Origin of the sequence: Deinococcus sp. AJ005 (assembly GCF_009017495.1) — a bacterium.
GTDB lineage: Bacteria > Deinococcota > Deinococci > Deinococcales > Deinococcaceae > Deinococcus.
On sequence record NZ_CP044990.1, the window covers coordinates 2,626,276 to 2,649,664 of the forward strand.

Sequence of the window (23,389 nt, forward strand, 5' to 3'; positions counted from 1 at the left end):
GCGTCAGTCTGCGCCTTCGTGGACACTGGTCTGAAGGCCAGGAAAGGCAGAGCGCAGTTCACCGGCCAGTCGCCGCAAGCCCCATTCCTCGCTGCGGCGGTGGCCCAGCGCGATCACGCCCATCCCCCGCGCGTGGGCCGAAGCCGAGGCCGAGGGCCGCAGTTGCCCGGTCAGATACACCCGAACCCCCCCATCAGCGACATGTTCGATCAGACCTGGATTCATGGCATTCATCAGCGCCACGCGCAACGGGCCAGAGGTGTCGGCAGGCGGCCACGAATTGTCCTCGCCGCCCAGTTCGGCATGCAGGGCGGCGCGCAATTCATCCCAGTTCTGCTGTGGAGGCGTGGCGGTGATGCCCTTCAACTCTCCCTTCCAGACCACCTCTCGCACGTCCCGCCAGCCCAGAGCGCGGGCCAGCCGATGGTTCGGCCCCGTCGTCAGCGCCAGATCAAAGCCGTCGTGGACGCTCAGCACGCCCAGGCCGGGCCACTTCTCCCCCACCCGCAGGGATCGGTGGACGAACAGCGCGTCAGCGTCCACTTCGGGCGGCAAATCGGCGGGTTCCAGGGCCAGCGCCAGCTTCTGAACTTCCTGCGGGCCGTCGCGCTTAAGAGGCTGGGCCTCACCAAATTCCGCGCGCAGCCAAGCGGTCAGTTCGTGCAGGGTGGGCGTCACAGTTGCCACTTCCAGACTTTCGACACGAAGGGTGGTTGCTCCGTCGCCGCCATTTCCTCCGACTCAGCGCGTGTTTTAAAAGGGTCAGGCATCGGGTTCCAGGGGGCGCAACATGAGACGGATGTTGGCAACTTCGAGTGCCAGGGGAGAGTCGGCCAGCAACAGCGGAAGCTGAGGTATACCTACCATGGTAATGCTCCAGAAATCCCGTCAAGCAGCGAAGAGAGACTTCGCTGATACGACCAGTTTATCCCAGGGGTAGGCATACCCGAGGGCCGAGTGGAGCCTCGCGGTGTTGTACCCGTGCTGGAATTGGGCACATTGGACGCGAAGTTCGGTGATGGACCGCATCTCCTGTCGGAAAATCCATTCGTATTTCAGATTTCGGTTGACCCGTTCCAGACTCCCCATTCCACCGCGCTGCGACACCTTCGCCCTGATCCAGCAGCCCACCGCCTCACACGCCTGCCGAAAGGCCTGCGACGTAAAATCCGACCCTCCATCTGACATCACCACTCCCTCGTCCTCAATCCCGTGGTGATGCAGCATCTGAAGTCCTGTCTGCAGCGCGGTGACCGCGCTGCTTGCCGAGAGATGACGAACCACGTTCAGATGCAGCACGGCGCGGCTCTGAACATCCAGCACGACATAGACCCAGGCGATCCCATCCGCGAGACTCGGGTGGCGTCAATCTGAACCCGTCGCCCCTCGGGCCACAGGAAGGGCGTCAGGACGGGCACAGACGGGCGCCGTATTTTCCTCGGCTAGGCCGGAATCAAGTCCAATTCTTGGAGCAAGCGTCGGACCTCATGACGGCCAGGCGCAGCCTGACCGTACTGCCCTGCCAGTTGACGCTGAACGCGCCGATACCCATAGGTTGGATTCGCCAGCGCGACGTCACGCACCTGATCACGGTGCGATTCACACCGTGCCTGACGAACTTTCGCTCGTCGGGCGTATCGTCTGGCATCACGCAACTTCCAGTACGGCCCTTCAACGTCCCGGGCAAAGCTGGACAGGCTGATGTGGGGCTGGTCTTGGAGCACCCCGGCGTAGAGCTAGGGGGGCCTGCTGAACGCTCAAAGACCCCGGGCTTTTTTTGCGATGTTGAGGGACAGCTCCTTCTCGCCCAGCAGGCTTTTCAGACGCTCGTTTTCCTGCTCGAGGGCTTTGACCCCATGATCGACATGGTCGCCAAGGAGGCGGGCAAGCCCCATACGGGTGCTGTTCTGCCCAAGAGGCGGGCACGCCCCGCCTCCAGGAACTGCGTCCGCCACTTATGAATCAGACTCTCGGCGACGCCATGCTGACGGGCCAGCTCTACCACCGATTGTTCACTGCGCAGGACCGCGAGGACAATCTGCTCACCCCGTTTAGGGCTTGGTAAGGTTATGGGCGATGACGGCCAGGACGACGCGCAGCCGCAATGAGGCCAGTGTTTTGATCTGAACAGACCGAATCCCCTCTGCAACCAGTTGGGAGAACACCGTTTCTATGCGTTTGCGGAGTTTCGGATGGCGGTCTGGCCGCCATCCGGTGTCATACCGGGAGTTGCTTTTGGGTGGATAGATGTAGCCCACGCAGCAGTACCCCTTATCCCCCACAATTTTTGGCCCGTCGAAGTCGGGGATGGCGTCGATTGAGTTCGTAGCTCACGGTGGTGTCGTGCAAATTGGCCGGTCTGATCAGGTATTGCGCAACCTCACCGTCTTCCAGGACCCACGCGTGGAGCTTGTACCCAAAAAACTTCCCCTGTGTCCCGTGTCCCCATCTGGCTCCAGGAAAGAGACAGCGCCGCGTTCGTTTGGGACGGCAAATGGGGAGAGGCATGGAGTCGATCACCATCTCAGCACAGGATCGGGACGGTGTACAGACCTTCTCCAAGACGGCCAGCAGACCGTTGGCCCGGTTGAAAGCTTGCGTGTAGGACGGCAGACCGGGGCGGTCTGCCTTAAGATCACTCCACCAGACCGATGGGTACGCCTGTTTGTAGATCAAGCGTGCCAGCAATAGGGCGATGAGCATGGCATCGGTGACCTTCTGATGACGACACTTTTTCTGGTCATTAAAGTGTCGTTTGGCCCAGCGATGGAAAGTGCGAATGTTATGCCGACGGCCTAAACTGTGGTAGAGACGATATCTAGCCATATCGTCTCACTTTTTATCGTCTGGGTACGGAGAAATCTATCCTGGCTCAAGCCCTAAACGGGGTGCGCATGTCTGCCGGAAAATCGCGGCCCATAACTTGGCGCTGTTTTTTGGATGTCTCTGATCCCCTGGCACCCGAAGTTTCCAAACTTTTCAATCGGAGTTCGTATCAGATATGTCCCAGCGTATCGCTGACTTTGCGTTGGACTTGGCGTCCCCCCATCACCCCTTGCCATTCGCACCCGCCATCTGCTAATCTGCGCCCCGCTGAGGGGGCTTAGCTCAGCGGGAGAGCATCCGCTTTGCAAGCGGAGGGTCTGGGGTTCGAATCCCCAAGCCTCCACCAGAAGAAACCACGTCTAGTACGTGGTTTTCTCTTTTTTCCAAATGGAGTCATCGCGCTTTTTGTCCAAAAACTGCGAAACAACCGCAATGTGCAGGGGTGACCGTAAATCTGCCCAGTCCTCGGTTTGCCAGACTGAGAGCGTGTTTATACAGGGTCAGGCCCGATGGCAAGCTTGGGGTGTGAAACGGATTCCGATTAGAAGGTGTTGAAAACACCTGTAATCCGAGCCGACTTGCAATGCTGCGAAGCAGAGCAGGAAGCAGAAAAACGGATTCTGGGTGTGAAGTGTGGAGATCGGAGCTTTCCCGATCTATACACGAAACAAACGGAACCCATATCAGGTAGAGGCAACGGCCTGGGTCTGCTTCATCACCGTCTTTAAGCCCCATTCAAAACGCCCCACCGCACCGTCCACATCCGCCAGCTTGTCCAGTCCGAACAGGCCGATGCGAAAGGTTTTGAAATCCGGTCCCTCGCCCACCTGAAGCGGCACACCCGCCGCGATCTGAAGACCCGCCTCGCGGAACGCCTTGCCACTCTGGATGGCGTCGGCCTCGGTGTAGCTGACCACGACGCCGGGAGCCTGGTAGCCCTCAGAGGCGACACTGGAAAAACCCGCCTCTTTCAAAACGATGCGAACACGTTTGCCCAGTTCCCACTGTGCTTCTTTCGCCCGCTCAAAGCCGAAAGCCTTCACTTCCTGCACGGTGTCGCGGAACTGGCGCAGGCCATCGGTGGGCAGGGTGGCGTGGTACGCGAAACCGCCTCCCTCGTAGGCCCGCATCATGTTCAGCCACTTCTTGAGGTCCAGCATGAAACTCACCGAGTCGGTGGCGTCCACCCGCGCCACGGCCTCCGCACTCAGCAGCGCGATTCCGGCGCAGGGCGTGCTGCTCCATCCTTTCTGCGGCGCGGTGATCAGCACATCAATGCCCAGGTCCGTCATATCCAGCCATACGCAGCCCGAGGCGATGCAGTCAATGACAAGCAACCCGCCGCCCTCGTGCGTGGCCTGTGCCATCTGGCGAATGTAATCTTCCGGCAGGATGATTCCCGACGAGGTTTCCACATGCGGCGCGAACACCAGCGCGGGTTTCTCGCGGCGGATGGCCTCCAGCACTTCCTCAATGGGAGGGGGCGCGAACGGCTCCTGATGCCCGCTTGCCTGCGTCTGGGCCGAGAGGACCGTCACCGATTCCGGCACGCGGCTCATCTCAAAAATCTGGGACCAGCGGTAACTGAACCAGCCGTTGCGAACCACCAGACAGCGCTCTCCCTGCGCCAGTTGGTCCACCACCGCCTCCATCGCCGATGTTCCCGAACCCGGAATGATCGCCACAGCGTCGGCGTGGTACACGGCCTTCAACTCGGTAGACAGATCGTTCATCACGGTCTGAAAGGCGGCGGACATGTGGTTGAGGGAACGGTCCGTGTAAACCACTGAATATTCCAGCAGGCCATTGGGATCAATGTCGGGGCGAAGAGGGGGCATGGCGTCTCCTTGGGATGGGGAATGGGGTTGAGGGCAATAAAAAACGTGCTTCCACTCAAGAGTATGACTCAAAAGCGGAAGCGAACGTCCCGTTTCCAGCATCAGGCTTGCGCCCTGGGCCGGGACGCCGGGTCAGAACTGCGCTAACACGCCTTCCAACCGCTCTTTCTGTGCGCCAAAGTCCTGCACGCGGCGTTTCTCTTCCTCGATCACCTCGGCGGGGGCGCGGGCTACGAAGTTCTCGCTGGCCAGCTTGCCCTGCGCCTGCCTGATCTGCTTGTCCAGCTCGGTCAGGCGCTTTTTCTGCTTGCCCAGCCAATCGGCGATGTCCACCGTGCCTTCCAGCGGGGCGCGGACAGTCACGCCGCCCTCTACGGCGGAGAGGGTGCGGCCTTCCAGCTCGGACACCAGATTTACGCGGGCGATGCTCTCCACCACGCGGGCGTTTGCGGCGACTGTGGCGGATTGTTCGCCCTCTACCACCACGCCCAAGCGGTCCTGTGGCGACAATCCCAGTTCGTTCTTCAGGCTACGGGCGGCAGCCACCGCGTCACGCAGACCGTTGAAGGTGCGGGTAGCGTCGGCGTCGTGCAGAGCGTCCACGGGCTGCGGCCAGGTATGCAGTGCCAGTTGGCGGCGGTGGCCCAGCGCGTCATACACCTCGGAGGTGATGAACGGCATGAAGGGGTGCAGCAGCTTCAGAATATGCTCCAGCACGGCCTTGAGGGTTGCCATGCTACCCAGCCGTCCCTCGGCCAGCGCGGGTTTGGCTGCTTCTATGTACCAGTCGCAAAACTCGTCCCAGGTGAAGGCGTACAGCGTGCGAATCGCCGCCCCCAGATCAAAAGCGTCCAGTTGCCCACTGACCTCGGCGGTCACGGCATTCAGGCGCGAAATGATCCAGCGGTCTGCCGGGGTCAGGTCATCGCGGGCCACCAGTTGTGTCAGCACATCCTTGCTCCGCAGTTCTGCACTGGCTGCGTCGGGAAGGAGGCTGCGGACATAGTTAGTCAGATCGTCGTCACCCTCCAGTTTCGGAATCGCCTCGCCAAGCCGCATTAAAGCAAAGCGGGCCGCGTTCCACAGCTTGTTGGCAAAGTTGCGCCCCTGCTCAAAGCGCCGCGCGTCGTGGCGGATGTCCTGCCCTCCGGTACTCAGGAAGGCGAAGGCGAAGCGGCAGGCATCCACGCCGTACTGCTCAAACAGTTCAATGGGGTCAATGCCGTTGCCCTTGCTCTTGGACATTTTCTGACCCTTGGCGTCCAGATACAGGCCGTGCAGCATCACCGTGTTGAATGGAGCCTGTCCAGTCAGCCCGTACCCGGCCATCTGCATCCGCGCCACCCAGAAAAAGAGGATGTCGTAGCCCGTGACCAGCACCTGCGTCGGGTAGAACTTGCGGAAATCCTCGCTGTCGGTGTCGGGCCAGCCCAGCGTGGAAAAGGGCCACAGGTTGGAGGAAAACCAGGTGTCAAACACGTCCGGGTCACGGCGCAGTTCAAGGTGGGCGTAACGCGGATCCTGATCGCAGTCCAGTTCGGGATTCTCTGGGTCCGGGACGTAGATGTTGCCGTCGGCGTCGTACCACGCGGGAATCTGGTGGCCCCACCACAACTGCCGGGAGATGTTCCAGTCGCGGATGTTCTCCAGCCAGTCGCGGTTGACTTTGCCGTAGCGCTCCGGCACCAGCCGCATCTCGCCCCTTTCCAGCCCCTCTAAGACCTGATCGGCAAACGGCTTCATATGCACGAACCACTGCGTGCTGATGATCGGCTCCACAGGCACTTTGGTCCGTTCCGACAGGCCGATGGCGGTGTCGTGGTCCTTTTCCTCTAGCAAGTCGCCAGAAGCAATGAGTGCCTTGACCACCGCCTTCCGCGCCGCAAAGCGTTCCATGCCCCGGAAGGCTTCTGGCACGAGGTCAGAGGTCAGATTCCCTTCCAGATCAATCACGCTGGGCCGCGCCAACCCATGCCGCTCGCCGATTTCAAAGTCGGTGGGGTCGTGCGCCGGGGTGATCTTGAGTGCGCCCACGCCAAAATCTATTTCCACGGCGGCGTCGGAGATAATCGGAATGAAGCGGTCTGTCAGAGGAATTCGCGCCTTCTGGCCCACCAGATGCGTGAAGCGCCCATCTTCGGGATGCACGGCAATCGCCTGATCCGCGAAGATCGTTTCGGGGCGCACGGTGGCAATCAGAATCTCGCCCGCCTCGCCGTTGCTGGCCGGGGCGGAGGCGTCCTCCAGTTTGTAAGACAGCGTGGTCATCTTGCCCTTGCGGACTTCGCGGTCAATTTCCAACTCGGACAGGGTGGTCTGCGCGGCCACGTCCCAGTTGACGATGCGCTCGCCCCGGTAGGCGGCTCCGTCGTGGTACAGCCGCACGAACTGGGCGCGAACGGCGCGGCTCAGCCCCTCGTCCATTGTGAAGCGCTCGCGGGTCCAGTCCACGCTGACGCCCAGACGCGTGAGCTGGTTCAGAATCATGCCGCCGGACTCGCCCTTCCACTCCCAGACGTGGTCCAGAAACTTCTCGCGGCCCAGATCGTGGCGCGAGACGCCCTGTTCGCGCAGTTGCTTTTCCACCACCACCTGCGTACTGATTCCGGCGTGGTCCATGCCCGGCAGATACAGCGCCTCGAAGCCCGCCATGCGCTTGTAGCGGATCAGCGTGTCGATCAGGGTGTTGTCCAGCGCGTGGCCCAGGTGCAGGTTGCCGGTCACGTTGGGCGGCGGAATCACGATAGTAAACGGCTCCCTGCCGCTGGTGGCGTCGGCGCGGAAGGGTTCGTTGCGCCAGCGGACGGCCCAGTCCGGCTCAATGGCCTGCGGGTCAAACTGCTTGGCAAGAATGGAATCGTTTTCGGGGGTAGGGGTTTCGGTAATGTCTGTTTCGGAAGTGGTGTCTGGAAGGTCAGTCATGGGCGGGTCTCCTGAGAGGGGGCAGAGGGAACGGGATTCAGATACGGCAGCGCGGCGTCCATTTCCCAGTCCAGGCCGGGCGCGTTGAGATCGGCCCAGCGAAAGGCGAAGAGATACCCGTCTGCGAAATGGGTCCAGGTGTCGGGCAGATCAGCGAGCGTGGCGTAGGCGTAGGCGTGGCAAACCTGCCGGGTGAACCGCTCTGGAAGTTGCGCCTCCCAGCGGTAGGAAACGAGATGGCGCGGCGCGGTGAGTTGCAAACCGGATTCCTCCCACAGCTCGCGCACGGCGGCGTCGGCTGGGATTTCCTCCGCTTCCACACCGCCTGCTGGGAGTTGCACGCCCGCTTCTGTCATGTCCGCATGTTCAAAGACAAGCAGAGAAGGGCCACTCACAACCAAACAGAGAACTTTCTCGCGCAGGCCATGAGACGTGGCATCTGCCCGCGCCTGCGCTTGATTGTCGTAAAACGTGACCATTGCTCTCCTCTTTTTCGCCGATTGAAGAAACGAAAAAACGCCCCGTCCGCCAGGCTCTCACCTATGCGCGGACGAGACGTCTGAAAAAGACGATTCCCGTGGTACCACCGCAATTCCCGCCTGGATGGCGGGCGCTCGCTCTGCGCTGTATCGGGCGCACCCGGACGGCTCTACACACCGCTCTCACGGCTTCCTCCGTCTCGCTCGCGGGCGACTTTCTCCGGCTGCTTTCCCATCCAGATTCTCAGTCACGCTCTGGACTTCCTGTGGGCGCACGCGCGGGTACTCCTCCCGGTCACTGCCCGGCCAGTATACGCGGCGGCGCGGGGCTGAGTGAATCGGCGGATGGGCCTAATCTGCCTTCTCGCCTCCTGCCCGCCTCACGATTTCCAGCGCAGGCAACCGCACCAGCGCGGCTAGGGCCAATGCTGAGCGCACCCCCAGCACGTTGCCCAGCACCCCGAACACCGGGCCGAAGGTGACCTGCCCCAGCGCATCGGCCTGCGACGCGATGGAATTGACGGTGGCCCGTGAAGCTGGGTTCAGTCCCCGATTGATCCAGGCGTCATACAGCGGCGAGTACAGTCCACGCAGGACGCCATGAACCACCAGTGCCAGCGCTGCCCAGCCAAAGTTTGGAGCGTAGGCGAAGGCCAGCAACGCCGCCACGCTGAGGCCCAGCACCCAGCGCAGCGCCAGCGACGCCGCCTGCGCGTCCGCCGGATTGATTCGGCGGCGCAGGGGTTCGATCACGATTAAGCCAACAACCTGCACGGTCAGGGCCAGCAGGACAAACCAGTTGGCGGCACTCAAACCGCCGGGCAATCCCACTTCCTGAATCAGCAGAAATTCATTCAAGCGGTCCAGCGCCTCGCTGCTCGCGCCGTACAGCACCGCGCTCAGCATCAGCAGGGTCAGCACCCGGCTGGCACGCACCTCACGCACCCCCTGGCGAAAGGTGCCAGTCAGCACAGCCCAGGTCTGGCGTTCCTCGCGTGGGGCGGGGGAAAAGCCGTCTTCGGGCATCCGCAGCCACAGATACAGGGCCAGCAGCAGGGCCACCGCGCCGCCCGCCAGAATCGGAAGGTGCAGGCCCAGCGTGGCCAGCGCCGCCGTCGCCGCAATCCCGGCAATGCCTGCCGCCCGTCCATACTGGCTGCCCAGCAGGTACAGGTGTGCGGCCCGGTCCTCGCCCACTTCATCGGCCAGCCACGCCTGCTGAGCGCCACTGAGAAAGGTGTAGCCTGCCGCCGAGACGATCTGCGTGAGCAGCAGCGCCCAGAACACCGGAAACGCGGCCACCAACGTCATTGCCGCGCCCAGGCAAACGCAACCCAGAATCACCGAGCGGCGGCGCGAGTACACGTCGGCGACTACGCCCGTCGGCACTTCCAGCAGGAAAGCAGCACCTTCCAGCGCCGCGCCAATCAGGAGCAGTTGCAGCGGGTACAGGCCCGCCACGGTCACGAAATACAGCCCTTGCAGCGTGTAGGCCAGGGCAAAGGCAAACGACAGGCCCGCCGACAACGCCAGATAGACCCGCGTGGGGTCACTTGTTTTCAACATATTTTTCCCTGGGCATTCAACAGCCAGTCTTGCTCAAGAAAACAGATGTGCCGCCCAGCATGGGACGCACGAATTCTTGACGTGGTGGATTACAGGGCTGTTGACATGTGTAGAGCACCCCAGGGTTGAGGCTGTCTGGAGCATAACGGAAAAAAGCGGCAGCCCCCGCAGGAACCGCCGCTTTCGCCTCTCTTACTTCACTCCGCTCAGTTGCGGCAGCGGATGTCCTGGCCGAAGTACTGGTTGCTGATCTTGGCGTAGGTGCCGTTGTTCAGCGACTTGTCCAGCGCCGAGTTCAATTCCTTGAGCAGGCTGCTGTTGCCCTTCTTGACGGCCATCGCAATACTCTCGTTGAACAGCAGTGCGCCCTGCTTGAGTTTGCCCTTCTGGGCCTTGACCAGATCGATCCCGGTGAACTTGTCGCCCACCCAGGCGTCCACGCGGCCCGACATCAGCGCGGCCTGGGCGTCGGTGTCCTTGGGAAAGGTCTTGATGTCGCCCACGCCGGGCACCTTGCGGACATTTTCCAGGTAGGTGGTGCCCACCTGCACGGCCACCGACTTGCCCGCCAGATCAGCAGACGTCATGGGGCCGCCGACTTTGGAGACAATTGCGCCCCCGGTGCAGTAGTGCGGGTTGGAGAAATCCACGGCCTTGGCGCGCTGCGGCGTGATGCCGTGGCTGGCGATCACGAAGTCGTAACGGTCCTGATTCAGGCCGATCAGCAGGTTGTCGAAGGGCTGGGTGGTCCATTCCACCTTCAGGTTCAGTTCCTTGGCCAGTGCCTCGGCCAGATCGACTTCAAAGCCGGTCAGCTTCTTGCCTTCCAAAATGTTGAAGGGAGGGAACGCGCCCTCTGTGGCGATCTTGATGGTGCCGCTCTGCTTGATGGCGTCCCAGGTGCGGGCCTGCGTAGTGCCAGCGAGCAGGGCAAGGGCGGTCAGGGCTAGAAATGCTTTTTTCATGTGGACTCCTGTGGACAACGTGGTCCAGTGTTGAACCCGGCCTCCTTGAAAAGAAGCGCAGGCATGTGGTTGATGACCGGCATTGTAACGTCCAGCGCAAGACGGGGCATCAGGTCGGCCCACCCCCCACCCCCTAAACTGCCGCATGCGAATCGTAATCGTGGGCGGCGTGGCGGCGGGCATGAGTGCAGCCAGCCGCGCCATGCGCCAGAACCCAGAAGCAGACGTGGTGGTCTTTGAGCGCGGCGAGTACATCAGCTACGGCGCGTGCGGCCTGCCCTATGTGCTGGGCGGAGATGTGGACAGCTTCGATGACCTGATCGCCCGCACCCCAGCCCAGATGCGCGCCCGTGGCATCGGCATCCGCCTGCGCCACGAAGTGACAGGGGTGGACTCGAAAGCGGCCACCGTCACCGTCGTTGACCGCAATTCTGGGCGCAGCACACACGAGCCATACGACAAACTGCTGATCGCCACCGGCGTTTCGGCCATCCGCCCCGACTGGGCAAAAACCGATCTGGGCGGCGTGCATGTCCTGCGCGATATTCCCGATGGACAGGCCATTGAGGCCACCATCAGCGGCGGCGCAAAGCGGGCCGTGATCGTGGGCGGCGGCTACATCGGGCTGGAGCTGGCCGAGACGCTGCATTGCCGGGGATTGAACGTGGTGGTGGTGGAAAAGGGGCCAGAAGTGGCCGGGCGGATGCTGGACGGCGAATATCAGGTCCGGGTCCGCGCAGAGCTGGAGAGCAACGGCGTAGAGATTCGCTGCGGCACCACGGTGGAGGGCCTGACTGGCAAAGGCGGCTGCGTGACGGGCGTGCAGACGGATCACGGCCTGATCCGCGCCGATGTGGTCATTGTGGCCGTGGGCGTGCGCCCGAACACCGAGCTGGCTCGCGCCGCCGGGGCACGCATCGGCAAGACCGGGGCCGTGGCGGTCAACACCCGCCAGGAGACGGATGTGGAGGGCGTGTATTCGGCGGGCGACAACACCGAATCCACCCACCGCGTCACGCGCCGCAAGGTGCATATTCCGCTGGGGCTGACCGCCAACCGCATGGGCCGGGTGGCCGGGGTGAACATGGCCGGGGGCGACGCCACCTTTCCCGGCGTGGTGGGCAGCAGCATCTTCAAGACCTTCGCGCTGGGCGCGGCCCGGACTGGCCTGACCCAGACCGAGGCCGACACGCTCGGCCTGAACGCCGCCAGTGTGGACGTCAGCAGTACCGATCACGCCGGGTACTACTCCACCGCCAAACCCATCTACGTGCGCCTGACCGCCGAGCGCGGCACAGGCCGCCTGCTAGGCGCGCAACTGGTCTGCGGCAACCACGAGAGCGTCAAGCGCGTGGACGTCGTGGCCGCGCTGCTCCACAGCCGGGGCAAGGTACAGGACCTGTTCGAGATGGACCTGTCCTACGCCCCACCCTTTTCTGGCGTCTGGGACGTACTGCTGGTGGCCGCAGACCGCCTGAGCCGCGAGGTGGGCAAAAAGCGGGAGTAACGCGCCAGCGGACTATTTCACTGTAAACGGCAGACTGAACAGCGTTGGATTGGGGCTGGCCTGTTCACTGGAATAGCGCAACTCGTAGTCGCCGGGTTCATCGGGCAGTTGCAGGCTGCCGGAGTTACCGTCACGGGTATAGATGTAGGTGGTGTAGCTGCCGACAGGCGCACCTTTCTTAACGATGGTGATGTAGTCGCCAGGGTTGTTCGGGCCGGTCCATTTGATCTGGACTGGCTGCCCGTGCTGACCACTGGTGGGCGCTTCGAGCCTGTAGCTGGCCCCCGTCAATACCAGGGGACGGCTGAACAGCGTGGGATTTGGACTGACGCCCTCGGTGGAATAGCGCAGCTCATAGTCGCCCACAGCCAGCGGCGTTTGCAGGGTGCCAGGGTTGCCGTCACGGGTGTAGAAATACTGGGTGTAGGTTCCCACCGGATCGCCCTTCTTCACAATGGTCACGTAGTCGCCAGGATTGTTTGGCCCAGTCCACCTGACCGTGATCCGGCTTCCGGCCAGGGCCGTGGCGGGCGCCTCCAGACTGTAGGTGTAGGCGCTGGCGGTCAGGATGATCGGCACGCTGGCGAGCGTGGGGTTGGGACTGGCTCCCTCGGTGGAATAGCGAACCTCGTATTCACCGCCTTCGGGCGGAGTCTTCAGCTTGCCGGGATTGCCATCACGGGTATAGAAATACTGAGTGTAGGTTCCCACCGGAGCGCCTTTCTTCACGACAGTCACGTAATCGCCGGGATTGTTCGGCCCGGTCCACTTGACCGTAATCTCGCTGCCCGCACCCGCCGTCTGGGGCGCTTCAAGGGCGTAGCGGCTCGCCTGCACGGTAATCGGACGGCTTGCCACCGTGCGGGCCGAGTTGTCGCTGCTGTACCGGAGTTCATAGTCGCCGGGCGTGATCGGGATATCCAGAGTGCCGGGATTGGCGGCGCGGGTATAGAAGTAGCTTGTGTATGTTCCCTCAGCTGCCCCCTTCGGAACAATGGTCACGTAATCACGTTCGTTGTTCGCTCCAGTCCATTTGACCTGAATCTGACCGCCGCCCACGGCGCTGGCTGGGGCATCCAGGCTGGTCGCTACCCGTCTGGGCGTGAAGGGGGCGCTGCGGCCCACCACCCGCGTGCTGCCGTCGGGGCTGGCGAGGTAATAACGCACCTCATACTCGATCTGCTCGTCGGGAACATTGAGTTCCAGCGACCCAGAAGGTGTCTTGACAAACTGGTAATCCAGGTAGGCGCTGTCCGGGTCCGCTTTCTGGGCGACAGCGATCCAGTTGCGCTCTCCAGTGGGCGCGGCAGAGAAGTCGACCTTGAGTTTGCCACCGGCAGTCGGCGGCAGGGGCGAGACCTCCAGCTTAACCGCGCCCACCTTGCCGACCTCGAAGGTGAAGGCATTGGCCGCCCCCACCACCACGCTCAGGCCCCCGAAGGTCTGAACGCCGGACTCGGCAGTCGTCACCTGGGCCGAATACACGCCGGGCGCGAGGCTTGCCCCATATGTGCCGCCGCTGTTTTGCAGTCCTGTACTCTGGCCGCCTACCGCCGACTGAAAACTGAGGGTGGCCCCGGCGCTCAGCGGCTGACCGCCAGACGTGAGCCGGACCGTCACTGGCAGCAGGGTCTGCACCGGCCTGACCACCTGTTCGGTGGCGCGGCCCAGCGCGGAGGCCAGTTGCGCCCCAGACTGGACATTCTCGAAGGTTCCCACACCCGTGAAGCTGCGCCGGGCCGCATCACTCAGATCAATACCGATAATCCGCAGGTCCACGTCGATGCCCCGTTTCTTGAAAGTATCCATCACGCCGCCGAGCTTGCCGCCGCAGGATTCCTGGCCGTCGGTGACGAGGACAATCAGCTTCTTACTGTCATCGTGCGCAAAGTCGTTCGCCGCCTGCTCCAGCGAGTACGCGATGGGCGTCGCTCCCCTGGGCCGGGTCTGGGCGACCTGGGCTTGCAGGGCCGCGCGGTCCAGACCCTTCATCGGGAGAACCAGCGCCGAATCCATGCAGGCCGCCGTGCCAGAGGCCACCTGAGCGCCGTAGATCCGCAGTCCCACGTTCAGGCCCGGATCACTGGGCAGGCCCACGATAAAGCTCTGCAACACATCCTTGGCGACGTTGATGCGGCTTTGCCCGTCTGGCAGACGACTGAACATGCTGCCCGAAGCGTCCAGAATCAGTTCGATAGAGGTGCCGGATTGCGCCTGCGCCACCCCCGCAGCAAGGGCCAGGGTAAGGGCGACACGAACGAAAAATAGACGAATAGAAAACGACGTTTTCATCTGTGAAACCTCCGAATTCTTCTGGTCGTGGAGCGGGGGCCAGGGTTGATCCCAAAATAGCAGTTGGGCCTTCTCTGCCTGTTGTGCGTGGCCGGTGGCCAGGGTCACTGCAGCCCGTAACATTAAACCTCCTGATGATTCCGTGAGCCGTGTCGAAGCAGGAAAGAAGCTGTCACGGCGTTCTGCTGGGCCACAACGACTGCCCTGAGCATCCCCAGGCAGAGTGTGGGCTGTCCCTCCATTCCGAACCCCCGCCGTCATGGAGCGCGGATAATGCCCGCGTGAAGGGATGGCCCATGAACAGATGGCGCAGTTGGGACCGCAACGAGCAACTGGGGATTCTCAACGGCTGGGGCGTCTTTGTCGGAGACGGCTTCCTGAACGTGACCGTGGTGGTGGCGGGCTTCGCGTCCCGACTGGGCGCGCCCAACTGGGTGATCGGGCTGCTGCCCGCCATCGCCGGGGGCGGCTGGATGCTGCCGCAACTGCTGGTGGCCGCGCGTGTTCGCAGCCTGCCGCACAAGTTGCCGGTGTACCGCTCGGCGGCGGCGGTCCGCACCCTGAGCTACCTGTCGATGGCCCTGATCGCCGCCTTCCTGGCCGATCAGCCCGCGCTGTGCCTGACGCTGTTCGTGCTGGCGATGCTGATCAATTCACTGGCCTCCGGCGTGGCGGGCCTGCCGTTTTTAGAGGTGGTCAGCAAGACGGTCAGCACCGAACGCCGCCCGCGTTTTTTTGGCACGCGCAACCTGTACGGCGGGCTGCTGGCCTTCGGGGCCGGGCTGCTGGTGCGCTGGATTCTGGGGTCCGGGCTGGCCTTCCCGCTGAATTACGCGCTGATCTTCGCGCTGGGCACGGCGGCCTACACCTTCGGTTACTGGATTTTTGGCCGCGTGCAGGAGCCGCCGGACCCCCCGCAGGAGGCCCAGGGCTACCGCGCCGAGTTCCGCGCCATTCCCGAAACGCTGCGTGACCCGCACTTCCGCGCCTTCCTGACTGTGCGCCTGCTGCTGGCCGGGGCAAGCATGAGCGATCCCTTCTTCGCGGTGTACGCCCTGCGCGTGCTGGACTTTCCCGTGGCGATCCTGGGAACCTTCGTGATGGCGCTGACCGGGGCTGCGCCACTGTCGAACATCGTGTGGCAGCGCGTGGCCGAACGCAAGGGTTCGCGGCGGATCATCCGCTACGCCTCGGTGTTCTACGGACTGGCCCCGCTGTACGCCGCAGCCGTGGGGATGCTGGGCCTGGGCAAATGGGCATACCTGGGCGTCTTTCTACTGACCAGCGTGGCCGCACAGGGCTTCAATCTGGGCCACACCAACCACCTGCTGAACATCTCGCCGCCGGGCGCACGCAGCCGCTACATCGGCACGCTGAACACGTTGGTGGGCGCGGCGCTGTTCACGCCGGTGCTGGGCGGCCTGATCGCGGACCGCTTCGGCTATCTGCCCGTCTTCACCATCAGCCTGCTGCTGTGCGCCGCCGCCTTCTGGCAGTGCGGCAAGCTGCGGCGAGACGCGTGAGAAAAAGAGTCTATCCATTCTATATTTACTTGCTTATTGATGTTCCAAATCATCTTCAGTTAAATAACTGTCCGCAAAAACTAATACTGAACGTATAACTTGTTTTCTGGCTCTTCTGAAAATATAGAAACTCATATTGAGTGATATACTTGTCAGTACGTCGTCCTGATATGAGTATTCCCCAGCCTCACCGCCAATTAAAGTCCTAACCTCACTCACGGATAAACCTATAAGGTTAGTACTCTTAAAATTTGCGGAGTCTCCAAGTATTTCAACGGCAGCACTCAGATTCTGATTGTCAAAATAAACAACGGTACGGTGCAAGGGGAAACTTAAGGACGGATTCTCCTGCATGAAATTACGCTTAAATGGGTGGTGTTCGCCAATCTCAGTCCATAAGGGATCATCTAATCCAATTCCAAGCTTAAATTGCCCCACGCCAACCATAGGTTCAATATTCACAACCTACCTCTCAATGCCCCAGAATCTTCCCTAAAAACTGCTTGGCCCGTTCGTGCTGCGGATTGTTGTAGAACTCGTCGGGCGTGGTGTCTTCCACAATATTTCCCTCGTCGAAGAACACCAGACGGTCCGCCACCTCGCGGGCAAAACCCATCTCGTGGGTGACCACCAGCATGGTCATACCGCTCTCGGCCAGGCCCTTCATCACGTCCAGCACTTCCTTGATCATTTCCGGGTCCAGGGCACTCGTCGGCTCATCGAACAGCATCACCTTGGGGTCCATCGCCAGGGCGCGGGCAATGGCGACGCGCTGCTGCTGGCCGCCCGAAAGCTGCGCGGGGTACTTGTGGGCCTGTTCCTCGATACCCACGCGCTTCAGCAGTTCCATGCCGCGCTGCTGGGCCTGCGCCTTGGGCACCTTACGCACGCGGGTGGGTGCTAGCGACACGTTTTCCAGCACGGTCAGGTGCGGAAACAGATTGAAGGACTGAAAGACCATGCCCACCTCGCGCCGGATGGCGTCCAGGTTCTGCCCGTCCTTGAGTTCGATGCCGTCCACGATGATGGTGCCCTGGCTGTGTTCCTCCAGGCGGTTGATCGTGCGGATAAACGTACTCTTGCCGCTGCCCGACGGCCCGATGATGACCACCACCTCGCCGGGCTGCACGCTCATGTTCACGCCGCGCAGGGCGTGGAAGGAGCCGAAGTGCTTGTGGACATTCTCGGCCACGATGATCGGCACACCGCTGGGGCTGGATTTGGCAAGCGAGGTCATGGACACAACTCTATCCGAGGCGGCGCGGGTGGGGTGAAGATGGTGCTTGCGGGCCGTCTCAGACAGGGCAGGACAGGTTCTGAGAGAAACTGACCGGGTTTCATGGAAGCGTGTCCAATTCCCATGCCGTGCTAACATTCCAGCATTCTCAACATTCCACGCGGCCTGCTTTTCACGCAGCGCCGTCATCCCGGAGGATTCACCATGAAAAAAAGCAGCAAGCAGCTCATGACCGCCGCCGTTCTCGGCACCGCCGCCCTCTTCACGGGCGCAGCACTCGCCCAGGGCACCACCTTCCTGACCATCGGCTCCGGCAGCACCACGGGCGTTTACTTTCCCGTGGCCACCGGCATGGCCAAGATGATGAACGATGCGGGCGGCGGCCTGCGCGCCAACGCCCGCTCTACAGGCGGCAGCGTGTTCAACATGAGCGCGATGGCAACCGGCGAACTGAATGCCGCCGTGGCCCAGAACGACGTGGTCTACTACGCCTACAGCGGCACCGGCCTGGACGCCTTCAAGGGCAAGCCCGACAAGAAGCTGCGCACCATGGCTGTGCTGTACCCCGAAGTGCTGCACGTTCTGGCACGCAAGGACGCGGGGATCAACTCGATTGCCGACCTTAAGGGCAAGAAAGTCGTGATCGGTGACCTGGGTTCGGGCACCGAGCAGACGGCGGCGCAGGTCATGGAAGCCTACGGCCTGAAGTTCGACGATCTGGGTCAGGCGCTGCGCGTCTCGCCGTCGCAGGGCATTTCGCTGATGCAGGACAAGCGCGCCGACGCCATGTTCTACACCGTGGGTGTGGGCGCAAGCGCCATTGCGCAGATCGCCCAGACGGTGGACGTGAAACTGGTGCCGGTGGCCGGCAACCAGGCCGCCAGCCTGATCAAGAAGTACCCCTTCTACGTGCGCTACAACATCCCTGCCAAGAGCTACAAGGGCATCGACGTGACCGTGCCCGGCGTGGCGGTGCAGGCCACCCTGGTCACCACCAGCGCCGAGAGCGAGGACACCATCTACAAGGCCATGAAGGCGGCCTTTGGTGACGAGAAGGCGCTGAAGGCCATTCACCCGGCGCTGGCAACCAACTTTTCCTACGCCAAGGCCGTCAAGGGCCTGCCCGCCCCGCTGCACCCCGGAGCCGTCAAGTTCTTCAAGGAAATGGGCGTCAGCGTTAAATAAGGTCATGTGGTAAACGAGAAGGGCCAGCCAAACAGAACGCGGGAGGCTGGCCCTTCCTCTTTAGAAAGGAGATGAGCAAACAGTGAGTGATCCCACAAGACCGATCAGCAGTGACCCGAGCCTGGAGCCGCCGGGCTTTGAAATGACCGAGGGCGAACGCCGCGCCTTGGAGATGGTGGAAGCCGCCGAGACGGGCGGACGCAAGCTGTTCGGTTGGCAGAAGACAATGGTCACGGTCATCGCCGTGGCGTGGTGCGTCTATCAGATGTATGCCGCGCAGGTGGGCAACATCGACACCCTGACCCTGCGCGCCATTCACCTGGCGTTTGCCTTCAGTCTGGCCTACATGGTCTTTCCCTTTCGCAAGTCGCCAGGGAAGCCGCAGACGAAGGTGCCGTGGTACGACTGGATTCTGGGGATTCTGGCCACCGGAACGGCCATTTACCTGATCGTCAAGTATCCGGCGATTGCCACCGTGCAGGGCGGCTCGCTGCTGCCTATAGACGTGTGGGTGGGCAGCGGCATGGTCATTTTGTTGCTGCTGGCGGCGTGGCGCACCATCGGGATTGCCATGCCCATCGTGGCGTCGGTGTTCATGCTGTACGCACTGACCGGGCCGCGCGGGCTGATCCGGGGCGATCTGGGGCCGCAGCTTCAGCTTCACGCCGGGCAGAGCTGGCCGCAGGTGGTGGGCCAACTGTTCGCCAACACCGAAGGCATCTTCGGCACGGCCATTGGCGTTTCGGCGCAGATCGTCTTTCTGTTCGTGCTGTTCGGGGCTATTTTCGACAAGCTGGGCGCAGGGGACTGGTTCATGAACGTGGCGCAGGGCGCGCTGGGCGGTTTCCGGGGCGGCCCGGCCAAGGCCAGCGTTCTCAGCAGCGCGCTGAACGGCATCATCAGCGGCTCGGCGGTCAGCAACGTGGTCACGGGCGGCAACATCACGATTGGCACCATGAAACGGGTGGGCTACAGCGCCGAGAAAGCCGGGGCCATCGAGGTGGCCAGTTCCAGCAACGGCCAATTGATGCCCCCGGTGATGGGCGCAGCGGCCTTTATCATGGCGCAGAACCTGAACATCGAGTACCGCACGCTGATCCTGGCGGCGGCCATTCCGGCGTTCCTGTGCTACGGCGCGCTGCTGGTGGTGGTGCATCTGGAGGCGCTGAAGCTGGGGCTGAAGGGCCTGCCCAAGAACGAGTTGCCGCGCGTGCGCCAGACGCTGGTCAAGGGCTGGTATTACCTGATTCCGCTGGGCTACCTGATCGGCACACTGACCATCAACCCGGAGGCCACCCCTGAACGCGTCGCGCTGAACACCATTTTCATGATGATCGCCATGATGTTCATTCAGGAAGTCTACTTTGGCCGCAAGCGGGGCCTGAGCGTGCAGCAGGGTTTACTGGACGGCGGTAAAAAACTGATCGACGCCTTCGAGGGCGGGGCCAGAAGCATGATCGGCATTGCCATCGCCACCGCCGCCGCCGGAATCATCGTGGGCATCGTGACCATCACCGGGCTGGGCTTCGGGCTGGCCGACATCGTGCAACTGGTCAGCGACGGCGTTCGCAACATCCTGCTGAACGTGGCGGGGCTGATTCCAGGCGTGGACGCCGGGGCCGTAGCCGGCTTCGGGGCCATATTGATCGTGCTGATGATGGCGCAACTGATCGCGCTGATCCTGGGCATGGGCCTGCCCACCACCGCCAATTACATTCTGATGAGCGCCCTGATCGTGCCGATTATCGCCAAGATCGCCGGGCTGGACAACACCAACCCGGTGCAGATGCTGCCGGTGCATATGTTCGTCTTCTACTTTGGCATCATGGCCGACAGCACGCCGCCGGTGGCGCTGGCGGCCTTCGCGGCGGCGGCCATCAGCGGGGGCAATCCAGTGGCAACGGGCGTGCAGGCGTTCAAGTATGAGCTGCGAACCGCGCTGCTGGCCTACATGCTGTTCTTCAACCCGCAACTGCTGCTGATCGCCAACAACAAACTCAGCGGCCTGGGCTTCGGCGACGCGATTTTCATGATCCTGTTCGCCTTTACCGGGCTGGTGGCCTTCAGCGCCGCCACCATGCGCTTCCTGCACCGCAAGACCAACCCCTTGCAGGCGCTGATGCTGCTGGTGGCCTCGTTCATGCTGATCATTCCCACCCATCTCCTGATCAACCTGCTGGCGCTGGGATTGATCGCCGCCGTGTACTTCTGGCAGAAGGCGGCCAGCCGCAGTGAGCCGCCGAGTTCAGTTCCGCTGGCGGCCTAGGCACCGCCCTTCCCCGCGCTCCCGGCTTGCACAGCGGGGGCGCAACTTTTGACCCCGCAAAGTGGCAGGATAGGGCCATGACCCAGCCGCCCTCCTCTGCCCCGCGCGGCCCTTCAGGCGACTGGAAAACCGCCAGGGACGTGCGTGACCTGATCCGGCGGCTGTGGGTCATGCCCCCCGTGCGGATGATCGTGTACGCCGTGTTGATCGTGGTGGCCGTGCGGGCGCTGCTGTGGGGCAGCCAGCTTCTGGCCAGCGTGATCCTGACCGTGCTGACCGCCTACGGGCTGGCCTTTCTAGTCAACCCGATTCTGGAGTGGCTGGAACGCCGCCGCATCGGGCGGATGGTGGGCGTGCTGCTGCTGATTCTGCTGACGCTGGGGCTGACCACGCTGCTGCTGGTGACCCTCAGCCAGCAGGTGGCGGGGCTGGTCGCCGGGATTCCGACGATTGCGGTCAACCTCAAGATCGCGCTGTTCAACCTGCTGGACCGGCTGGACACCATTCCCGGCGTGCAGGGCCTCAAGAACAGCGTCAGCAGCTATATCGACGAACAGACCACCAACATCACCCAGAACAGCGGCCCAGTGCTGGAGCGGCTCCTCAACTCCGGCCCCAATGTGCTGAACACGCTGTCCAATCTGGTGGGCTGGCTGGGGCAACTGGGCTTTATCGTGACGCTGGCAGCGTATTTCATGCTGGATTACGAGCGGGTGGGCCACAGCCTGCTGCGTGTGTTTCCACGCACCTCCCAGCCCACGGTGCTGCGGCTCTCGGAGGACGTCAGCCAGAGTTTCGGCGGCTTCCTGCGCGGCCAGTTGCTGCTGATGCTGACGGGCGCAGTTCTCTCCACGCTGGGTCTGCTGGCCCTGCACGTACCGAATGCGCTGGCGCTGGGTGCGCTGAGCGGCCTGCTGAGTCTGGTGCCGTACATCGGGATCGTGCTGGCCGCCGTGGTCGCCATGTTACAGGCCATTCCGCAGGGCGGGCTGACCATCGGACTGGTGGCGGCACTGTTCTTTATCATCAACCAATTGCAGGGCAACGTGCTGGGGCCGCTGATCATGGGCCGGGTGGTCAGCCTCAGCCCCGCCGCCATCCTAATCTCGCTGCTGGTGGGGCTGGCCCTCGCGGGGCCAGTGGGCGCGATTATCGCCATTCCCACCGCCACACTGCTCAAGCGCTGGCTGGAACGCTACTGGATGACCAGCGCGGCTTACCGGGGTGTGGCGGGCGCAGTGCCGGAGGATCTGGAAGTCAGGGTCGAGAAGTAGGAGGGGTGAAGCCGGGCTGCCCACCCCGTTCACCCCCACTTCCCCGCTTCCCGTTACCCTCTCCCCCATGACTCCCGAGCTGAACAGCCCCGAACTGGCAAGCCAGGATCCAAAAAAGCACGCCGAACTGCTAGCCGACTCCTGCCTGTACGCCGCGCCCGGTGAGCGGCTGATTGAACGAACTGTCGAACTGTTGCTAGCCTAACCGATCACCTTGCGAACCGTTGCCGAGAGCCTGGGCGGGTACATCAGCGCGAACTGGCCCCGGTGGTCTGCCCACACGCGGGCGAAATCGTCGTAGCCCATCGCCACGTAGCCCAGCAGCGGGTCCATCAGGTAGGTCTGCCGGGAAGCGTCGTTGTAGCCCACCACCACGCGCCAGTGGGGAATGACCTGTCCGCTGGGGCTGACGTAAGTTTGCAGGGCGATCACAGGAACGCCGCTCTTGATCGCGGTCCGCACCGTGTTGATCGAGCCGCCCGAATACAGCCGCGCTTCCATACCTGCGCGCGGCGCGAAGTCCAGAATCGCCTGCGCGGTCATGTACGACGTTTCGGACGGGCGGGTGTAGTGGCTGACCGTCGCCATGTCCACCTTCACGCCGTAGTACCGCAAAACCTGAGTCAGGCTGGCGGGGCCACAGGCGTTGTAGCTCTGGCGGATCAGCGGCATGCCGGACAGCACATAGCCGGGGGAAGACGTTGCGGCCTGCGCTGGGCTGGCCAGCAACTGTGCTGGGGTAGTAAGCAACAGGGCAAGGAACAGAAAACGGGAACGCACCGCAGCAGTCTGCCGCACGGGGCATCACGGCGGTCTTTCAAGCCCCGTTGATCTGGTTGCGGGTCTGCTACCCTGATCGGCGGCCCGTGACCTATGCAGTCGCCCAGGCCGGAGGTTGGACCCATGAACCATTTTTCTGCCCACTCCGCTGAACGGGGACGACCTGCCCCGTCTGGCAACACACCGTTGCCGCTGCTGCTGATCGCGCTGTACGCGCTGAGCATTCTGGCCGCCAACATCACCCTCAATAAATTCATTCCGCTGCCGGTGTACGGACTGCTCAGCGTCGGCACCATCTTCTTCGCCGCCGTGTTCACGTTGCGGGACCGGATTCACCGCGCGGGCGGGCTGAGTGCCGTGTTTATCGCCATCGCCGCCGCGCTGATCATCAATACGCTGGCGGCCCTGCTGACCGGCACCGAATGGCGTTTTATCGGGGCCTCTTTTCTGGCGATCCTGGCGGGCGAACTGGCCGACACCGCCGTGTATCAGCGCCTGTTGCACCGCAGTTGGTGGACGCGGGTGCTGGCCAGCAACGCCGTGAGCGTGCCGCTGGATTCGGTGCTATTCAATCTGCTGGCCTTTCTGGGCATCATGTCCGGGGGCGAGATCGCGCAGATCATCTTCGCGGACATCCTGGCCAAGTACCTGATTGCCGCGCTGTTCGCGGTGCGGGTCTTTCACACCAATCGGGCAGCAGTCTGACGATTTCTTCACAAACCGTCGGGG

At 62.6% G+C, this 23,389-nt stretch carries 20 protein-coding genes, 1 tRNA gene and 1 pseudogene; 8 read left to right on the forward strand and 14 right to left on the reverse strand.

Annotated elements, in window-relative coordinates:
- Positions 1-3 precede the first annotated feature (3 nt).
- The 5 genes and pseudogenes from DAAJ005_RS14620 to DAAJ005_RS14635 all read right to left on the reverse strand — a co-directional run bounded on the left by DAAJ005_RS14620 (position 4) and on the right by DAAJ005_RS14635 (position 2,826).
- Positions 4-678: a Nif3-like dinuclear metal center hexameric protein gene (locus DAAJ005_RS14620; RefSeq protein WP_151847755.1), complete on the reverse strand. Its 675-nt coding sequence runs from the start codon at positions 676-678 to the stop codon at positions 4-6.
- A gap of 210 nt (positions 679-888) precedes the next feature.
- Positions 889-1,323 carry an integrase core domain-containing protein gene (locus tag DAAJ005_RS19210; protein ID WP_255447991.1) on the reverse strand — a complete coding sequence of 145 codons (435 nt, stop codon included), beginning with the start codon at positions 1,321-1,323 and terminating at the stop codon, positions 889-891.
- 119 nt (positions 1,324-1,442) lie between these two features.
- Entirely contained in the window at positions 1,443-1,724 is a 282-nt protein-coding gene (locus tag DAAJ005_RS19445; protein ID WP_226342446.1) for a transposase, read from the reverse strand.
- A gap of 95 nt (positions 1,725-1,819) precedes the next feature.
- Positions 1,820-2,005, reverse strand: coding sequence for a hypothetical protein (locus DAAJ005_RS19450; protein WP_226342447.1), 186 nt, complete (start codon positions 2,003-2,005; stop codon positions 1,820-1,822).
- Positions 2,006-2,051: 46 nt separating this feature from the next.
- Positions 2,052-2,826 (reverse strand): annotated as a pseudogene (locus DAAJ005_RS14635) (IS982 family transposase).
- 271 nt (positions 2,827-3,097) lie between these two features.
- Between DAAJ005_RS14635 and DAAJ005_RS14640 the strand changes: the two are divergent.
- Positions 3,098-3,172: transfer RNA gene (locus DAAJ005_RS14640), tRNA-Ala, on the forward strand.
- 337 nt (positions 3,173-3,509) lie between these two features.
- Here the strand turns inward: DAAJ005_RS14640 and DAAJ005_RS14645 are convergent.
- From DAAJ005_RS14645 to DAAJ005_RS14665, 5 genes are all read right to left on the reverse strand, one after another.
- Positions 3,510-4,664: an aminotransferase class V-fold PLP-dependent enzyme gene (locus DAAJ005_RS14645; protein WP_151847756.1), complete on the reverse strand. Its 1,155-nt coding sequence runs from the start codon at positions 4,662-4,664 to the stop codon at positions 3,510-3,512.
- A gap of 132 nt (positions 4,665-4,796) precedes the next feature.
- Positions 4,797-7,586 (reverse strand): valine--tRNA ligase, encoded by a 2,790-nt coding sequence (locus tag DAAJ005_RS14650; protein ID WP_151847757.1) that lies wholly within the window; start codon positions 7,584-7,586, stop codon positions 4,797-4,799.
- Entirely contained in the window at positions 7,583-7,942 is a 360-nt protein-coding gene (locus DAAJ005_RS14655; protein ID WP_255447994.1) for an NUDIX domain-containing protein, read from the reverse strand. The genes DAAJ005_RS14650 and DAAJ005_RS14655 overlap by 4 nt, the downstream gene beginning before the upstream one ends.
- Before the next feature lie 474 nt (positions 7,943-8,416).
- Positions 8,417-9,631: an MFS transporter gene (locus DAAJ005_RS14660; RefSeq protein WP_151847759.1), complete on the reverse strand. Its 1,215-nt coding sequence runs from the start codon at positions 9,629-9,631 to the stop codon at positions 8,417-8,419.
- Between the two features lie 206 nt (positions 9,632-9,837).
- A complete protein-coding gene (locus DAAJ005_RS14665) occupies positions 9,838-10,596 on the reverse strand; it encodes an ABC transporter substrate-binding protein (protein ID WP_151847760.1) in 759 nt (252 codons plus the stop codon).
- Between the two features lie 145 nt (positions 10,597-10,741).
- On the opposite strand from DAAJ005_RS14665, the gene DAAJ005_RS14670 reads away from it, so the two are divergent.
- Positions 10,742-12,103 carry an FAD-dependent oxidoreductase gene (locus tag DAAJ005_RS14670; protein WP_151847761.1) on the forward strand — a complete coding sequence of 454 codons (1,362 nt, stop codon included), beginning with the start codon at positions 10,742-10,744 and terminating at the stop codon, positions 12,101-12,103.
- Positions 12,104-12,115: 12 nt separating this feature from the next.
- On the opposite strand, the gene DAAJ005_RS14675 is transcribed toward DAAJ005_RS14670, so the two are convergent.
- The gene (locus DAAJ005_RS14675) at positions 12,116-14,395 is read right to left on the reverse strand and encodes a VWA domain-containing protein (protein WP_151847762.1); all 2,280 of its coding nucleotides are present in this window, start codon (positions 14,393-14,395) and stop codon (positions 12,116-12,118) included.
- Between the two features lie 296 nt (positions 14,396-14,691).
- On the opposite strand from DAAJ005_RS14675, the gene DAAJ005_RS14680 reads away from it, so the two are divergent.
- Positions 14,692-15,918 (forward strand): MFS transporter, encoded by a 1,227-nt coding sequence (locus DAAJ005_RS14680; protein ID WP_151847763.1) that lies wholly within the window; start codon positions 14,692-14,694, stop codon positions 15,916-15,918.
- Positions 15,919-15,951: 33 nt separating this feature from the next.
- Here the strand turns inward: DAAJ005_RS14680 and DAAJ005_RS14685 are convergent, their stop codons facing one another.
- A complete protein-coding gene (locus tag DAAJ005_RS14685) occupies positions 15,952-16,380 on the reverse strand; it encodes a hypothetical protein (RefSeq protein ID WP_151847764.1) in 429 nt (142 codons plus the stop codon).
- Positions 16,381-16,390: 10 nt separating this feature from the next.
- The gene (locus DAAJ005_RS14690; RefSeq protein ID WP_151847765.1) at positions 16,391-17,155 is read right to left on the reverse strand and encodes an amino acid ABC transporter ATP-binding protein; all 765 of its coding nucleotides are present in this window, start codon (positions 17,153-17,155) and stop codon (positions 16,391-16,393) included.
- A 204-nt stretch (positions 17,156-17,359) separates the two neighbouring features.
- Between DAAJ005_RS14690 and DAAJ005_RS14695 the strand changes: the two genes are divergently transcribed.
- The 4 genes from DAAJ005_RS14695 (at position 17,360) to DAAJ005_RS18990 (ending at position 22,085) form a co-directional block, all read left to right on the forward strand.
- Complete coding sequence (locus DAAJ005_RS14695; RefSeq protein WP_192930785.1) at positions 17,360-18,340, forward strand: TAXI family TRAP transporter solute-binding subunit; 981 nt, start codon at positions 17,360-17,362, stop codon at positions 18,338-18,340.
- A gap of 142 nt (positions 18,341-18,482) precedes the next feature.
- Positions 18,483-20,606, forward strand: a complete 2,124-nt coding sequence (locus tag DAAJ005_RS14700) for a TRAP transporter permease (protein WP_192930968.1) — start codon at positions 18,483-18,485, stop codon at positions 20,604-20,606.
- 77 nt (positions 20,607-20,683) lie between these two features.
- On the forward strand, positions 20,684-21,880 hold the full coding sequence (locus DAAJ005_RS14705) for an AI-2E family transporter (protein WP_151847766.1): 1,197 nt from the start codon (positions 20,684-20,686) through the stop codon (positions 21,878-21,880).
- 67 nt (positions 21,881-21,947) lie between these two features.
- On the forward strand, positions 21,948-22,085 hold the full coding sequence (locus DAAJ005_RS18990; RefSeq protein WP_192930786.1) for a hypothetical protein: 138 nt from the start codon (positions 21,948-21,950) through the stop codon (positions 22,083-22,085).
- Here the strand turns inward: DAAJ005_RS18990 and DAAJ005_RS14710 are convergent.
- Complete coding sequence (locus tag DAAJ005_RS14710; protein ID WP_226342448.1) at positions 22,082-22,660, reverse strand: C39 family peptidase; 579 nt, start codon at positions 22,658-22,660, stop codon at positions 22,082-22,084. The two genes, DAAJ005_RS18990 and DAAJ005_RS14710, sit on opposite strands and share 4 nt — an antisense overlap.
- Positions 22,661-22,783: 123 nt before the next feature.
- Here DAAJ005_RS14710 and DAAJ005_RS14715 point away from each other — a divergent pair, with 123 nt between their 5' ends.
- A complete protein-coding gene (locus DAAJ005_RS14715) occupies positions 22,784-23,365 on the forward strand; it encodes a VUT family protein (protein WP_192930787.1) in 582 nt (193 codons plus the stop codon).
- The last annotated feature ends 24 nt before the right edge of the window (positions 23,366-23,389 follow it).

Coding starts and splice junctions, on each gene's coding strand:
- DAAJ005_RS14645 (WP_151847756.1), bottom strand. CDS start 4,664: ATGCCCCCTCTTCGCCCCGACATTGATCCCAATGGCCTGCTGGAATAT.
- DAAJ005_RS14650 (WP_151847757.1), bottom strand. CDS start 7,586: ATGACTGACCTTCCAGACACCACTTCCGAAACAGACATTACCGAAACC.
- DAAJ005_RS14655 (WP_255447994.1), bottom strand. CDS start 7,942: ATGACAGAAGCGGGCGTGCAACTCCCAGCAGGCGGTGTGGAAGCGGAG.
- DAAJ005_RS14660 (WP_151847759.1), bottom strand. CDS start 9,631: ATGTTGAAAACAAGTGACCCCACGCGGGTCTATCTGGCGTTGTCGGCG.
- DAAJ005_RS14665 (WP_151847760.1), bottom strand. CDS start 10,596: ATGAAAAAAGCATTTCTAGCCCTGACCGCCCTTGCCCTGCTCGCTGGC.
- DAAJ005_RS14670 (WP_151847761.1), top strand. CDS start 10,742: ATGCGAATCGTAATCGTGGGCGGCGTGGCGGCGGGCATGAGTGCAGCC.
- DAAJ005_RS14675 (WP_151847762.1), bottom strand. CDS start 14,395: ATGAAAACGTCGTTTTCTATTCGTCTATTTTTCGTTCGTGTCGCCCTT.
- DAAJ005_RS14680 (WP_151847763.1), top strand. CDS start 14,692: ATGAACAGATGGCGCAGTTGGGACCGCAACGAGCAACTGGGGATTCTC.
- DAAJ005_RS14690 (WP_151847765.1), bottom strand. CDS start 17,155: ATGACCTCGCTTGCCAAATCCAGCCCCAGCGGTGTGCCGATCATCGTG.
- DAAJ005_RS14695 (WP_192930785.1), top strand. CDS start 17,360: ATGAAAAAAAGCAGCAAGCAGCTCATGACCGCCGCCGTTCTCGGCACC.
- DAAJ005_RS14700 (WP_192930968.1), top strand. CDS start 18,483: ATGACCGAGGGCGAACGCCGCGCCTTGGAGATGGTGGAAGCCGCCGAG.
- DAAJ005_RS14705 (WP_151847766.1), top strand. CDS start 20,684: ATGACCCAGCCGCCCTCCTCTGCCCCGCGCGGCCCTTCAGGCGACTGG.
- DAAJ005_RS18990 (WP_192930786.1), top strand. CDS start 21,948: ATGACTCCCGAGCTGAACAGCCCCGAACTGGCAAGCCAGGATCCAAAA.
- DAAJ005_RS14715 (WP_192930787.1), top strand. CDS start 22,784: ATGAACCATTTTTCTGCCCACTCCGCTGAACGGGGACGACCTGCCCCG.